The organism is Legionella navarrensis (assembly GCF_052527415.1).
This window is the reverse complement of record NZ_JBNVZR010000001.1, coordinates 1-14,951: the sequence shown is the minus strand read 5'-3', so window position 1 is coordinate 14,951 and position 14,951 is coordinate 1. Positions and strand designations below refer to the sequence as shown.

Sequence of the window (14,951 nt, the reverse complement as noted above, 5' to 3'; positions counted from 1 at the left end):
TCGTTTATTTCCTGACTGAGAAACCCTATCTTGCGACGCTCGTCTCACTTACATGCTTTTCGCCCGCTGTTTGCCCTGCTGCTTTGTCTGTTGCTGAACGGCTGCATGGATCTGTTGCCTAAACTCAACAACCTGGGCAGGGAAACGGCCAATAAAAACCCGGACTACCGTGGCGAAGTGTATACCATGCGCGGCGGTCTGGGCGGTATTTTCAGCACGGGCATGAGCGATCTGCAGCGAACACTGCAAACGCAATACCATATTCAGTCGGCCAGCACGATCTGGTTCAAACAGGACGATCTCAGCACCTACATCATTAAGCATTATCGCGCTCACGAGCTTCAGACACCCATCGTACTCATTGGTCATTCCCTGGGAGCCAACGAGCAAATCAAGGTGGCGCGCGAGCTGGGTCGAGCCAATATCCCCGTTGCCCTGCTGATAACCGTTGATGCCGTAGCCCCGATCAAGGTCAGTGCCAACGTGCAGCATGCCATTAATATATACAAACCGGGTTATGTTCCCATGTTCAGCGGCATCCGTCTGGTCGCCGAAAACCCGACCCTTACCCGGATTGACAACCTGAATGTCGATAAACTGGAAGGGATTTCTGTCAATCACTTTACTATTGACAAAAATTCCGCTGTTCAGGATTTGATGCTTAAAAACGTATTGGCTGTATTGAAAAAGCCCGGCAAACATTCTTGATTGGTTCAATAATTTCATGTCTTCGTGTACGAGAGGTATATCGTGAAGCAATGCTCTGGCGTTTCTCCCAAAATCTGTATTGTTGGTGCCGGCCCCTGCGGTTTGACCACAGCTAAAAACCTGCTTCAGCATGGCCTGAATCAGATCACCGTATTTGAAAAAAATCATCGTATCGGCGGTAACTGGTATTATTCTGAGGATAATCAGCATTCCAGTGTGTATGAAACCACTCATACCATCAGCTCGAGACGCCTGTCGGAGTTCGAAGATTTTCCCATGCCACCGGATTATCCTGACTATCCATCGCATAGTCAGCTCCTGAGCTATTTTGAAGATTACGCCCGCCATTTTTCAGTCGACCAGTACCTGCGCCTCAATACTCGGGTTGAGCGGATTACGCGCACAGATGACCAGCGCTGGCTGGTTCATTATCATGACGAAGCCGGCGAGCATGATGAACTCTTTGATTACCTGATGGTGGCGAATGGTCATCACTCTGATCCGTTTTTACCAGAATATAAGGGCAGTTTTCAGGGCGAGGTGCTGCATTCTCACGCCTATAAAAAGGCGGCCCCCTTCAAAGACAAACGGGTACTGGTGGTAGGTGCCGGAAACTCGGCCTGCGATGTCGCGGTAGAAGTTTCCCGCGTGGCCGCGAAAACCCGCATCAGCATGCGTCGTGGTCAGCATATTTTCCCCAAGTTTGTCTTTGGCAAGCCCACAGACATCGCCTTTGCAACCATCAAATGGATGCCGTTTCGGCTGAAACAGGCTTTGACAACCTTTGTGATCCGTATTATTCAGGGTCGCTACGCGAAGTACCGCCTGCAGAAACCCGACAGCAAGCCCTTGGAAACGCACCCTACCATTAACTCCGAGTTACTGTATTTTATCCGTCACGGCAAAATCGGTGTACGCCCAGGCATTGAGCGAATGGAAGGAAACACGGTGTACTTTACGAATGGCCAGTGCGAGGATTTTGATACCGTTATTTTCGCAACAGGTTATAAAACGACCTTTCCGTTTTTTGATTCGTCACTGATTGAATTCAGTCATGCCACGCATATTCCCCTGTATCGAAAAATGATGCACCCGGATTTCGATAATCTGTATTTTATTGGTTTATTCCAGCCCCAGGGCTGTATCTGGCCTCTGGCGGATCATCAGGCCAATATTGCCGCCAGCATCATCGCCGGCAGGCTGCCGCGCCCGGACAGGCTGGAAATGAAAATAGAACAGGAAAGGCAGCACGCCAGCAACCGGTTCAAACAAACCATACGCCACGCGCTGGAAGTAGACTACCATTTGTTTCGCAGCCAGCTGAAAGAGGAATTGAAGTCCTGAGCCTATTGGGAACAGCTGAGATACTTGTCTTTCAGGCGTACATAATGTGCAGCGGAATACTCCAGCTGCTCTGTTTCACTGCTCGTCAGAGGACGGATTCTGCGAGCAGGGTTACCGAGGTAAAGATACCCGCTTTCCAATCGTTTTCCTGGTGTTACCACCGCACCGGCTCCCACCATCACATGATGTTCAATATGTACATTATCCAGAATCAACGCCCCCATACCGATCAGGCAATAATCGTCCACGGTGCAGGCATGTAGTACGGCCTGATGGCCGACAGTAATACCTTTACCCAGTGTCAGAGGTCCACCATCGGGGCTGTAGGGGCCAACATGGGTCACATGCAAAACAGCGGCATCCTGAATATTGCAGGCATCGCCTATGCGGATATGGTTGACGTCGGCACGAATCACCGCCATGGGCCATACGGAGACATCACATCCCAGCACCGCATCGCCGATTACGGTGGATTGAGGATCGATATAGACACGTTTACCCAGTCTGGGCAGCCTGTTTTCAAATGGACGGATTACTTTGCTCATGGTGTATCCCTGGATAAAATCAGGTTAAGACTATACCCATTGATGCGGCTAAAATCCATCCTCTCACCAGAGCGCCGAATAATTCAACAATGCGCATAAAACCGTAGGTTGGGCCCTGGCCCAACAATGGTTCTGGTGAGACATTCTTTGTTGGGCCAAGGCCCAACCTACGTATCGGAGCAACATGAGTACACGGATGGAAAGACCTGCGAAATCCAGATAGAATACAATAGCCTGCCCTGTTTCCCGGACGAGACCAATTGCGATCCTTTTTTCCGCTTCTGTTGATGACCTGTTACATCATGGCCAGCCCTGTCTTCGCACTGACCAATGAAAAACTCTGGGCAGATCTCAACATCAATGGCCCACTGTCTGATTCAAAAAAAACATATTACAACCTGCGTAACAGCTCCCGCTTTATTAATCAGGCACATGGGGTGGAAACGGCGTTATTCAGTGCTGAGCTCGGCCATGTTCTGCGTAATCATTTCAATCTGTGGCTGGGCTATCAGTGGCAAACGCCCAACCTTATCAGCAGCACACCGCAGGAACACCGCTTTTGGCAACAGCTTATCTGGGACATGTTACAGGATGACAACATGATGCTGTCCAGCAGAACCCGCCTCGAAGAACGATTTCAGGATCAATCACCGGGAACCGCCTGGCGCCTGCGGCAGCGAATGACCCTGCGCCTGCAGCAGGCCGTGTTGCCGAGCATCTATCCGCTGGCCTGGGAAGAGCTGTTTATTAACCTGAATCATCCCTCCTGGGTCAACAGCGGCAGTATCAACCAAAACCGCCTGTTCGCTGGCGTCAATATTCTGAAGAAACATCATTTCTGGGAGCTGGGATATTTGAATCAATACAGACTGGGACAAACGCAAAACACATTGAGTCATATTCTGTATATTGGTTTGACTGTACGAACCTGAAGACAGAGACGGTGTGAGGGTATGACGTAACGTATTGAGTAGCCAGATAAAGTCGTTCCCGCTTTCGCGGGAACGACAGACTATGTTTTCATGAATATCTCCTGAACCTGGCGAATTCAGGCTCAGGCACAGCCTTATTATTATAATTTCAGTCCTGAGTTCAGCTGCTCGTATTTATCCCGTACCATCTCGTTGGTGGCTTTCAGCGAATCGGTTTTGCCCACGCGAGACGTTAACAACCCCTGACTGGTGATGATGATTTGATATTCGATTGATCTTTTGCGTATGTCCTCTTCGCATTTATTCAACTCATCCGGGGTCTCGCAACGCTCTATTGCCGACTTGAAATACTCCAGAATTTTTGCTTTCAAACCATCCTTGGTCAGATTCCGCTCATCTGGCGCTAAAAAGTGAAATGTCCTGCCTCCCTCTCTGAGTGAATCCCGGTTTGCGCTGGCGGGTGCCCAAAAATGTACGTTCCTCCGAGGCTTGTTGGCATAGACATAATAGTCACCCAGACTTTTCGGTAAGGGAGTCACGCGCTTTTCCTCGACAACTGAAATTGGCCCATCGGATTCATCAAGGCTCAGTTCACCTTCACTGTCGGGAGACAAAGGTGTTGACGTTTGATGCGCATTGGGCGACGCGGATGCCTCAATAGAGGGGCTGCCCTCATCTGACAGCGCTTGCCTCGATTGCGATAATTCGTTTCTCAAGGCCTCAAGACGATCCGAAACCTGTTTTTCAAGGTCTTGTGCCAGGTCTGGCAGCGTACGATTGCTCATCATATCAAGACGTGTGCGAAGTTCGTTGCTTTGCTCGGCCAGGTGAGCTGGCAGCTCTGCCAGTCGACCGTAGAGCTCCTCTCGTCTGGCCGGCAGTTCGGACAGCAGCTGCTTCATGGCAGCGTCCGGCTCAATGGCCTGAAGCAGTGCCTGACAGACATTGATATGCGCATCCACGGCATCACCGGGCTCCTGAGCAATCTGGTTTTGCAGGTCTTGTCTTGCCTTTTCTACGGCAATCAGATGATCATCCAGTTTTGCATAATCCAGCTCGTAGCGTGCCATGTCCCGTCGCAGCCTGACAAAATCCTGTCTCACTGACGAATCGTCCAGCGCCTGTCGCTCGACTGCGATGACCGACTCAACATCAGCGAGCTCTTGCCTAAGCTCAGCCAGGCGTGCGGCCTGGAGCCGCAAAGTCTCTTCCAGAGGCTCCAGAGCCTGTTTTAACCTGTCTTCACGTGCTGTAATCTCAGCCAAAACCGGCTCCAGTTCTTTCAGCCTGTTTTGGGCACGCTCATCCCACTTTTGCTTTAGCTCTGCCGGCAGGCTCTGTTGACCAGTGAACCACCCTAATATGCTCTCATCGCTATTCAAAACAGCGCCAGAATTGCTTGCCAGCTCATCATGATCATCTGTTATGGCCGAAATTTGAAACATACTCAGCAATTGCTCCTCTGAATACATGCCAAAGGCTCTTTTCGGGTCAGCGCCTATAAACGCATCGATATCAGCCTTGAGCTGCAGGGGGTCAACTTTTTCCTGGGCAATTTGCTTCAATGAGCCAATGCAGGCAACCAATCTCTGTTCGCTGCTGGCATGTTGCGCTTCCAGGGCGGCAATATCGGACCGAAGTTGATTGGCGCGGTTGTTCTCTTCACTGAGCACATAACCATAATCCTCGTTCTGCTGCCCATGCGCCCGCTCTGTAGCGATAACCGCGGCGGTCATCTGTTGCAGAGACCGTTCCAGGCTGTTTAATTTCATAGCCCTGGCATTTGTATCGTAACGCGACAGCTCACGCTGCTGCACTGCTGATTCCGCACGGACACGTTCCAGCGCTTCCTCTACACCCTGTACACCTTCACCAAATCGGGTCAGATAGCGGTTTTTTTGTCGAATGATAAGCTCGAACAGGGACTCGTCATCGGCTGGCACAGATACAGCGGCTTCAAAGGTCTGCCTGGCAGTCTCTAATTCCTGGTGATACTGTTCCAGGCGCGCCTCCAGGGCTCTCAGAGCTTCAATACGCGCATTGATCTGTTCCTGTGGCGAGGCACTGGAAGGCAGGGAGACAGGCAAAACAAATTCAGCAGGCAATGGGTAGTCTCTGCTTTCTGGATAATGCTCACGAAATAATCGACCAACGGCTCTGACCGCCTCGCATTTACTGAGATAGTCATTGATTCTTGTCGTTAATCGGCTGAACATCAAAAAAGTACTGTCTGCAATCTCATCCGCACTGGCAATGATCATCTTAGGCTCCGGGAGCTCTACAGGTTCTGGTATGTGTTGGCGATGCAGCCTGGTGTTCAGCCCACTCTGAAGCAGCCCACTCTGAAGCAGCCCTTCGTATTGTTTTTTCTCGCGCTCAATGTCTTCCTGCGAATGGCGAAGAATAGCGTTTGCCATGCGGATCAACAGGGTATTGGTTTGAAAACTTTCTTTAAACGCCGGGGCTTGTAATTCCTGACTGAAATGAGCTATCTGACCTTTGTACTCACCAAGCAAGGAATTAAATGCCTGATATCGGCTGCCCGTTTCCGGTTTTAATTCCTCAGCGATTCGTTGCAGAACTGCTTCCTTGCTGGCCAGTTCCGTGTCACTCTCATTTCCGTCCAGAGCGTATTCAGAGATCTCCATCGACTGTTCCCGGCAGCTTTGAAAAAGCGCCCGCGCTGCGTTATCCACGTCTCTCTTCAGTTCATAAAACGCCAGTTTCCTGTCAAAGTCCTTAATATTCACCTCGTAGGCCTGAATACGCGCCTCCAGATTAATACTCATACGACGCAGTTGATCTTTTCCCTGAGCCGCATAATTCTGGAGCGTTTGGTTTCCCCCGGCTACGGAAAAATCCAGTATGTTTTTTTCGGGAGCTAACAAGGTGCTCACGTAGGTTCGCAAGGCCTGCGCCAGTTGATATGTTTGTTCATCTACAACTTTTGGAATCCACTCAACTTTATCAAGGTATTTAAAACATTGGCGGATAATTCTGCCGTTTCCATTTTTTTTAGCCAGCTCCAAACCTAATTTTCCAGCCTGAGCCGTTGCAAAGCTACTGGTTACTACCCCGTCCAGTATGTGGGCGATACGCGCAATTGCCCGGGCAGCATTGTATGCGTAATCGCCAGAATGAATCGTCAGTGTGGATGAGGGTGAAGAAGAAGAGGCTGCAGCCTGTCGAGGACCGACCTCAACCGAGAACACCGGAGAGCTCACTTCCTCGTTCCCAAAGTCATCACGTGTGTTTTCCTGCAGATCTGGGTAAATTTTAAAAAGATCACTCAGCAAGCGCTGATTAGCTTCATGAAGAACACTCATATTTTGGCCTCTGGATACAAAACTTGTTTAATCAATTGTACGAGATGAATATTAAGTAGACATTAAGCGATGATTAATTTTACTGTAGGATCCTCTGTGCTGGACAAAACTCCGGACTATCGTTCCCGCGCAGGCGGGAAACCATCCTGGAGCCTTATCAACATTAAATACAGGGGTAGGGTGGGCAAAGGAGTGAATGGATATTTCAGGGCGATTTCAACAAAGGGGTACTGTCTTCAATCAAATCCTCACTATTCAGCCAGTGCTGCGCAAACTCACGTTTGGTGTTGGTTGCGGTGTTGGAGAAAAAAGCGCTCTTGCCTTCGCTTATCCGTTTGTGGCCGATGTAAATTCCAATACCTACCAAAGACGAAATCACCAGCAAGGCATCGCCAAACAAGCGCAGAATCAAGGGATGACGATGCTGGAAATGTTGGCGCGCCGAGTCCACCATAGCCAGGGATTGTTCAGCCCGTGTCCGGTTTGAAACCCGAATGTTCAGCACATCCTGATAAAAGCGATCGATGGATGCGTTATATGCCCGTCCCAGACTCAGATCCCGGTTTAACTCGCGCCTGCTGTCGCAAAAAGCTTTCAGGCGTAATAAATCCTGCAACAGCGACACAGGAAGTTCAGCCTGTTCCAGCTGGCTGATGGTCTGCCAAAGCACCGGGCAGCCGGGAACCCCGTCGAGCAGTTCCCGCTGCAGCTGTGGATCAATATGCGGCGCCTGCAGACGTTGCAGGACAGCATGAGCCTGAGAAACCGGATATACATCGCTGATACAGTCTGAGGCCCGCAAGGCATGAATCAGCTGATATTCAGGATACCCCGCTTTCTGCCCGACAGTCAGCGCGCCATAGGCGTCACTCAGCTCGGTCACGTTGGCAGCACTGCCCGCCGCCAGACAGCTCAGATATACGTATTCGTTATGAGCAAGCCGCTCGCTGGCCTCAAAGAGAGGTTTTAATACATCTGGCAGCGCGGTGTAAGCTGTATGCAGAGCCTGGTACGCTTCCAGTTTACTGTCACGCCTGGCTGAGCCAAACGTGGCAGCCGCTTCCTGCCAGACCGCCTGCAAATTCCGGTATTCCCTCAGCTCGGCAACGGACTGCACCAACAGGTCAGATAACGTCGACCTGAAACAATCCGGCAAGGCATCCACATCCTGATAAAGCCGAACCAGGCATTCGCTTTTGAGCTCAAGATCGGTTTGCTGATGGAAGGCCTGGCTGTTGGCCAATATGCGCTCCACGCCGGCACGCCAGGCAGAAAGACGCTGCATTTTACTGATAAGGTCTGCCCGCTCGTTAAAACGGCCATCGTCCATGGCCTCAGCCAGTCGAGACCAGCGCGAGTCATTTTTAACAATTCGCAATACCAGCGGGCTCGGCTCGGTCGCGTTCAGCTCTTCCAGACAAAGCATGGCCAGCTCTGTGCCGTTCATGGCATCCAGCTCATCATCCGTGACAGGATAAAAACAATGGCTGCCAAAATCACGCGCTGTAATCTGCTCAGATGTCTGCGGCAGATAATTCAGCAATCTGGCATGCGTGTCATTAAAAATCTGTAACTGTTCGCGAAACCCCTGTTGCAGTTCCGGCATCGTGGAGGCACCGGGCTTCTGCAGCAGCTGAATGGCATTGATAACACCCATGCCGGCATTCAGGCTGTTGGTAATCGTGAGCCAGTACGAATCGCTGACCTGACTCACATACACTTTATTGGCCAGCTCATAATGATGCAGGCGAACCACACCGCCTGACTGACAATCAATGGTATACAAACGGCGCAGCAAATCGCTTTCACGATAGTATGGAAGAAACGCACTGCCATGATGCACACAACTGTCCCCGTTGTAATACGGTGCCAGCAGGTTGATGTTTTGCCCGTCAACATGAGGCCAGAGATCGAACAGCTCGGCCTGTTGTGCCAAATGCTGCACATGCTGATTAAATTTATTCTGTAATGCCGTGACATCAAGACTGCTCACATCCAGTCTGTCTGTCGTTTCCGTCAACACATCCACAAGATTTTTCCATTCTGCCATCTGCGCCGAGAAAGGCGTGTCAGTGCCAGCCATCAAAGAGAAACCGGAGTCGGATAACGTTTGCTCGAAGCGGATCAGCGTGGGCATGAGCTGGAGCCGGGTCATCAACACCTCTGCGAAAGCCACTGCAACCTCTTCAACCTCTCCATCACCACCGAAGCTCACCCTTGAGAAGCAAGGCATGGACATATAGCTGGCCAGCCGGTCTTTGGTGTCTTGATTCAGCAGATCAGCCGGCATTTTTCGCAATACCTGGGCGATTATTTCCGACAATATGCCTTGATTTATCTGATTCTGGAATAGTTCAGCGGCACGCACAATAGACGCATACAGGCCGGGAACCTGTCTGTAGTTGCTCAAATAACCCTTGGTAAATCCCTTGTAGTTTAGTACGCCGCGATACTCAAAGGGAGTCAGCAAATCAATATTGTTTTCTGGATGAGCAAAATGACGAAACGAAGCGCCCCAGTCAATTTTTGCATATTGATCAACAGGCAGCGGCGTGAAGGATGACGAAGACGAAGAGGCAGCCGCTGGTGCTGAGATGCAGACTACATTGCCACTGTGCACACTGTAATCGCCCAGCAGGACGGAAAACATCAGGCAGGTAGACAGGCCATAGTAATAGCCTCGTTGCGCCAGAATCGGATAGTACGAAGGGCCGGAAAACATTTCCAGCCAGAGGTTACGATCGGAACCATCGGCGTAACCTGTACCAATAATGTGATACAGCTCAAGAAAATCGACTTTAGGCTGAATCAGGGCATACGAGCCGCTCTCCATGCGAACCAAATCCGCGCAAATCAGGGAGCTGTGAAGTTTTTCATCTACAAACTTATGTTTTTTAAATTCCTGCAGCAACTGCCCGGCGAACAATTCCGTGAACAACTCCATTGTGTCCTGCGGTTGTTTGATAAAATACTGGCGGCCATTGGTTCCAAGATAATAACCATCTGCCAGCCCGTTATTCTTACCGCCACGCTTGTCATCGGTTTTAGACAGGGCAATTTCATCTCCGTTTTCAATATAGATGGGCATAGGTGTTACATCGACAGGTAAGATACGAATGATCACATAATAATCAGGAAACATTAAGGGAATATTAGCTGGATGCCAGGGCATCAAAATAAAATCGACGGGCCCGGCGTATTCCCGGATTACGGCTATCGCCTAATCCGGGCTACAATCTCGTCCAGAACCCCAGCGTAATCCGGGAACACATCTACCTCATTTCAGATAGTCGTACACAACCCGTCCATAAGGCAGAGTTAAATCTGATACGATGTGCGTAGCGCTCACCACGCGCTTTACCGGCAGGGATGCGACAGGCGCCAGAGCATGATGAAACAGCTCCAGTTGTGCCGGACCAGTCCAGGCTCCTTTAACCGTCACGTCACACAACTCGTATTCAACCAGCTCACAAATCCGCGTACTGCCGTCAACGTGTGGAATAATTTTTAACAAATAACAGGGGCTGAGCATCGAAGCCTTTACCTGCTCAATATCCAGCGTTTGATACTTGTATCCCATAGTGGCGGTGGCGATGCGGTTGCAGCCGTAGTCCAGAGTGCCGAGCAAGGCCTCTTTTTCGATGCTTAATCGAGGCTGCGCGAGTTTTTTAGGGAATCCCCAGATCTCCCGTCCTCCGGCTATCGGCGCCAAATCATCCAGAAACATGGCATGGGTGTAACTACCGGCGCGGCCTTTATACCTCACCGGAATCACCTGACCAGATTCGGTATAGTCGCCAAAGCCTGTTGAATCCGGCATGCGAATCACTTCAAACTTGACTAATGGCTCCACCACCTCCAATGGCTCAGGAACCACCTCGCGCAACAAATCAATGTCTGTTTCGTAAGTGATAATCAAATATTCCCGGTTAATAAACCGGTAGGGTCCGGGCGGATAAGACGGGCTGCCAAACGGCATGGCAAAGGCGTTATCTCTGACAAAGGATGCGTTCATCTGGATTCTCCCGTTCTTATTCCATGAACCAGCCATGGCTGACAATCAGAGATTGTCCGGTCAGGGCGTTGGAGGGGAACGACGCGAAAAACAAAGCCGTCTGGGCTACGTCATCCGTGGTGGTGAATTCGCCGTCCACCGTTTCTTTTAACATCACATTTTTGATAACTTCGGCTTCGCTGATACCCAGCTCCTTTGCCTGCTCAGGAATCTGTTTGTCAACAAGCGGCGTTCGCACAAAGCCCGGGCAAATCACGTTGGCACGTACGCCATGAGCCGCCCCTTCTTTGGCGACCACTTTACACAGACCAATCAGGCCGTGCTTGGCGGTTACGTAGGGTGCCTTCAGTTTTGATGCTTCTTTGGAGTGCACCGATCCCATGTAAATAATACTGCCGCCCCTGCCGGCTGCATACATATGTTTGATACAGGCCTGCGTGGTTAAAAACGCGCCGTCCAGATGAATCGCCAGCATTTTTTTCCAATCTGTAAAGGCCAGCTCGTCGATGGCGTCTATGATTTGAATCCCGGCGTTACTCACCAGCACGTCAACCCCGCCAAAATGTTCGACCACAGCATCCACTCCGGCGTTAACCTGAGCTTCATTGGTGACATCCATGCTCACAGCCATTGCATCACCGCCAGCCGCCTTGATGTCGTCGGCAGCGGCCTGGGCCTGAGCAAGATTCAAATCGGCTATCGCTACCCTGGCCCCGGCTCTGGCGTAAACGTGAGCGATTTCCTTGCCAATACCACTGGCAGCACCGGTTACGATGGCTACTTTATTTTTTAATTGCATCATGACATTCCTTGTAAGGTGAGAGTCCCTATAATACAAAAGATTCCCCTGTACCAGCAGGAATCTGATGAAAAAAAACCAAAAGCTGATGTATTAATAATAGTAGCGATGTCGATAATAGTTACGTCTGTCTTGATTCTGGCCGATTGAATTACCAATCAGAGCACCGGCACCCGCTCCAACCACCGTACCAAGGGCGCTGCCACCGGAAACTGCGTAACCAATACCCGCACCAGCGGCACCACCTGCGGCTGTACCTACTTCCGTGTTAGTACAACCCACCAGTCCCACTGCGGATAAACCCAAAGCAAACACAATCGGTAATGATTTTTTCATGGTGAATTTCCTTTTTTGTTAGATCCATCACCTATCATTCTAGTACATAAATAATCTTTCTGCTTATTTTATAGTCAAATAATTATGGAGCCATGGACAGAAGACATGCTTTTGTATTTAAGGTACTATCCTTATATTGCTATTCAGGAGAAGTCATATGTTTAGAGGCAGCATCGTAGCCCTGGTTACGCCCTTTCAGGGTGACAAAGTAGACGTGCCCCGTTTGCGCGACCTGGTTGAATTCCATATTTCATCAGGTACGCACGCGATTATCGCCGCCGGAACAACCGGTGAGGCGGGAACACTTCATCGCGAAGAAAAACAGCTGGTTATCAAAACGGTTATTGACCAGGTACGTGAGCGCATCCCGGTTATTGCCGGCACCGCCGCCAACGCAACCCGCGACTGCATCGAACTGACTCATATGGCCATGGAAAGCGGCGCGCACGCGGCCCTGATCATGACCCCGGCCTACATCAAGCCCACGCAGGAAGGTCTCTATCAGCACTATCGTCACATTGCCGAAGCAGTGGCCATTCCCATCATTCTGTACAACGTACCGGGCCGAACCGCCTGTGACATGCTTCCCGAAACCGTGGCACGACTGGCTCAGATTTCCAATATCGTGGGCATCAAAGAGGCCACAGGCAACATGGCACGCCTGCAACAGATACTCAGACTATGCCAGGACAGCCTTGATGTGTTCAGCGGTGACGATGAAACCACAGCACAGTGGCTTCTGGCTGGAGCAAAGGGGGCTATGTCCGTAACAGCCAACGTGGCAGCGCGCCAAATGGCTAAACTCTGCGACATGGCTCTCGATGGCGACAGTGCTGGCTGCCTGCGTATTAATGAACAGCTGATGCCGCTGCATCAGTTGATGTTCGTTGAGTCCAATCCCATCCCCGTTAAATGGGCTTTAAGTCAAATGGGTCTGATAAACAATGAACTGCGCCTGCCCATGACGCCCCTGGCTGAACAACATCACCAGGAACTGCTGGCTGTTCTTAAACAATTACAATTGGTTTAAAGAGGAAAACTGTGAAAAAATCTGCCATAATCATTCTGTCAATGGTGCTGTTAAGCTCTTGTGCCTCACGGTACGCAAGCAACGGCGAGCAACTGTATCTGGGTAGCCGAAACGGGCAACAGCTGGTGGTTCCCCCGCCGCTGACCAGCAGTAACATCAGCCATTTTTATGACTTACCCCAGCAAAACGCTAATGCTGTCGTCAATATTGCACCGCCTATTGACAAGGCAAACTAATCAGGACCTTGATGATGCCGACAGAATCGAATGAGTTATTGATTATACAGGAGTTATCGCAACGTCTGGTTGACGCACAGCGTAGCATTCGCATTCTCGACAGCATCAAATGGGATGATTCCGTCAGGCAGGAATTCTTCCAGCACAAGGCCAGGCGGCTGCCATCGGTCAATAAAGAATATTATGAAGGCAGACCCCTGCCTTTCAACGTTGATGACAAGCTGGACGAATTTCGTCTGATAGCCCGCGATACACAAAACAATCTGGGGCAATACTCACCGGTCACCCGCCTGATACGTCGGCAATGCGATGAATATTGTCGCGCCTCCGAAATGCTGGCCGCGCGGGGAACACCGGCTTTTTCTGAATTATCCAAAGAATTATATGGCAGTCCTGATGATGCGTTTTATTCTGGTGGCCCACGTTTATCGGATCTGGGGACCAGCCTGTTCGATACCCTGACCGCTCTGGACGTGAAGCTGCAATCTGAAGCCGATTTAAAGCGGTACACGCCACAGGAAGCACAAAGCTTATTGCAGGAGCGCTTAAGTCTGTTTTTTGACAGGCATCCGGGTAAAATCACAGTGATGGTCAGTGATGACATGGTCGCTGACGCGTCAGCAGGTGCGGACAACATCAAATTGAGCCAGCAGGCCATGTTTTCCGATCGTGACATTAAATACCTTGAGGTGCATGAGGGCTGGGTTCATGTTGGAACAACGCTGAATGGCGCCATGCAGCCTTACTGTTTTTTCCTGTCCAAAGGTTCCCCCTCCTGCAGCGTCATTCAGGAAGGCCTGGCCGTGATCACCGAAGTGGTTACATTTTCGTCTTACCCAGGCCGGATTCGCAAGATAACCAACCGGGTAATCGCACTGGATAAAGTCCGTGAAGGCGCTGATTTTCTGGATATTTATCGCTATTTTGTCAGCTGTGGCTTGAGCGAAGAAGACAGCTACAATCAGTCTGTTCGTGTATTTCGCGGCAGTACTCCGACGGGTGGTGCGTTTACCAAGGATTTATCCTACGCAAAGGGTTTTCTGCAGTTATACAATTTTATTCGTTTTGCCATCAGTCAGCACCGCATTGATATCATTCCCCTGCTGTTTACGGGCAAGGTGGTGCTCGATGATCTGCCCTTGCTGCACGATCTGCAGGAACGCGGCCTCCTGGCAGCCCCGGTTTATTTGCCACACCCATTCCGGGATCTGGCAGCCTTAAGCGCATGGATGAGTTTTTCACTGTTCCTGAACAAATTCGACCTGCATGAAATGCAGAGAAACTTTCGTTTTCTGTTGAGCTGAAGCGGTATTGCCGGACACTGGTGGGCACGTCGCTGCGCTCCTTTGCCCACCCTACGCACCTGTGCCGGGCAATAATCCCATACGTAGGGTGGGCAAAGGAGTGCAACGACGTGCCCACCTGCCCACACCCGAACCTCATTCATTCAATCTATAATTTTTAACGGCATCTGTTTCACTACCCGCCCCCCAATGCGCATCATAAAACCCACGCCTGACATGCTGCCTGAACGTGCTGCTGTACCAGTCATATGGTTTTTCGACGTATCCATGCTTCACAGGGTTATAATGAATGTAATCAAGACATCGGTGTAAATCATCTTCGTCACGAATCAAATGCTCCCAAAATCGCCGTTGCCAGACCATTTTCTCACGTCTT

At 50.5% G+C, this 14,951-nt stretch carries 13 protein-coding genes; 6 read left to right on the top strand and 7 right to left on the bottom strand.

Features of this window, described 5'->3' with window-relative positions:
• Window positions 1-30 precede the first annotated feature (30 nt).
• Entirely contained in the window at window positions 31-708 is a 678-nt protein-coding gene (locus ACQUTA_RS00065) for a hypothetical protein (protein WP_444986010.1), read from the top strand.
• 42 nt (window positions 709-750) lie between these two features.
• Window positions 751-2,052 carry a flavin-containing monooxygenase gene (locus ACQUTA_RS00060; protein WP_444986009.1) on the top strand — a complete coding sequence of 434 codons (1,302 nt, stop codon included), beginning with the start codon at window positions 751-753 and terminating at the stop codon, window positions 2,050-2,052.
• A gap of 2 nt (window positions 2,053-2,054) precedes the next feature.
• Here the strand turns inward: ACQUTA_RS00060 and ACQUTA_RS00055 are convergent, their stop codons facing one another.
• On the bottom strand, window positions 2,055-2,597 hold the full coding sequence (locus ACQUTA_RS00055) for a gamma carbonic anhydrase family protein (protein ID WP_444986007.1): 543 nt from the start codon (window positions 2,595-2,597) through the stop codon (window positions 2,055-2,057).
• 260 nt (window positions 2,598-2,857) lie between these two features.
• Between ACQUTA_RS00055 and ACQUTA_RS00050 the strand changes: the two genes are divergently transcribed.
• Window positions 2,858-3,529, top strand: a complete 672-nt coding sequence (locus ACQUTA_RS00050; protein ID WP_444986005.1) for a DUF2490 domain-containing protein — start codon at window positions 2,858-2,860, stop codon at window positions 3,527-3,529.
• 140 nt (window positions 3,530-3,669) lie between these two features.
• On the opposite strand, the gene ACQUTA_RS00045 is transcribed toward ACQUTA_RS00050, so the two are convergent.
• The 5 genes from ACQUTA_RS00045 to ACQUTA_RS00025 all read right to left on the bottom strand — a co-directional run bounded on the left by ACQUTA_RS00045 (window position 3,670) and on the right by ACQUTA_RS00025 (window position 12,005).
• Window positions 3,670-6,855, bottom strand: a complete 3,186-nt coding sequence (locus tag ACQUTA_RS00045) for a hypothetical protein (RefSeq protein WP_444986004.1) — start codon at window positions 6,853-6,855, stop codon at window positions 3,670-3,672.
• Between the two features lie 205 nt (window positions 6,856-7,060).
• On the bottom strand, window positions 7,061-10,027 hold the full coding sequence (locus tag ACQUTA_RS00040; RefSeq protein WP_444986002.1) for a LepB GTPase-activating domain-containing protein: 2,967 nt from the start codon (window positions 10,025-10,027) through the stop codon (window positions 7,061-7,063).
• A 105-nt stretch (window positions 10,028-10,132) separates the two neighbouring features.
• Window positions 10,133-10,870 carry an acetoacetate decarboxylase gene (locus ACQUTA_RS00035; RefSeq protein ID WP_444986001.1) on the bottom strand — a complete coding sequence of 246 codons (738 nt, stop codon included), beginning with the start codon at window positions 10,868-10,870 and terminating at the stop codon, window positions 10,133-10,135.
• Window positions 10,871-10,886: 16 nt separating this feature from the next.
• Window positions 10,887-11,669, bottom strand: a complete 783-nt coding sequence (locus ACQUTA_RS00030; RefSeq protein WP_444986434.1) for a 3-hydroxybutyrate dehydrogenase — start codon at window positions 11,667-11,669, stop codon at window positions 10,887-10,889.
• Window positions 11,670-11,762: 93 nt separating this feature from the next.
• Complete coding sequence (locus tag ACQUTA_RS00025; protein WP_444985999.1) at window positions 11,763-12,005, bottom strand: YMGG-like glycine zipper-containing protein; 243 nt, start codon at window positions 12,003-12,005, stop codon at window positions 11,763-11,765.
• Between the two features lie 157 nt (window positions 12,006-12,162).
• On the opposite strand from ACQUTA_RS00025, the gene dapA reads away from it, so the two are divergent.
• From dapA to ACQUTA_RS00010, 3 genes are read left to right on the top strand one after another with little or no spacing between them, the layout of a single operon-like run.
• Window positions 12,163-13,035, top strand: coding sequence for a 4-hydroxy-tetrahydrodipicolinate synthase (dapA, locus tag ACQUTA_RS00020; protein WP_444985997.1), 873 nt, complete (start codon window positions 12,163-12,165; stop codon window positions 13,033-13,035).
• An 11-nt stretch (window positions 13,036-13,046) separates the two neighbouring features.
• The gene (locus ACQUTA_RS00015) at window positions 13,047-13,271 is read left to right on the top strand and encodes a hypothetical protein (protein ID WP_444985995.1); all 225 of its coding nucleotides are present in this window, start codon (window positions 13,047-13,049) and stop codon (window positions 13,269-13,271) included.
• Window positions 13,272-13,282: 11 nt separating this feature from the next.
• Window positions 13,283-14,575, top strand: coding sequence for a flavohemoglobin expression-modulating QEGLA motif protein (locus ACQUTA_RS00010; RefSeq protein WP_444985993.1), 1,293 nt, complete (start codon window positions 13,283-13,285; stop codon window positions 14,573-14,575).
• Between the two features lie 135 nt (window positions 14,576-14,710).
• Here ACQUTA_RS00010 and ACQUTA_RS00005 read toward each other — a convergent pair.
• Window positions 14,711-14,951: transposase (locus ACQUTA_RS00005; protein ID WP_444985992.1), on the bottom strand; the 241-nt coding region annotated here is incomplete at its 5' end.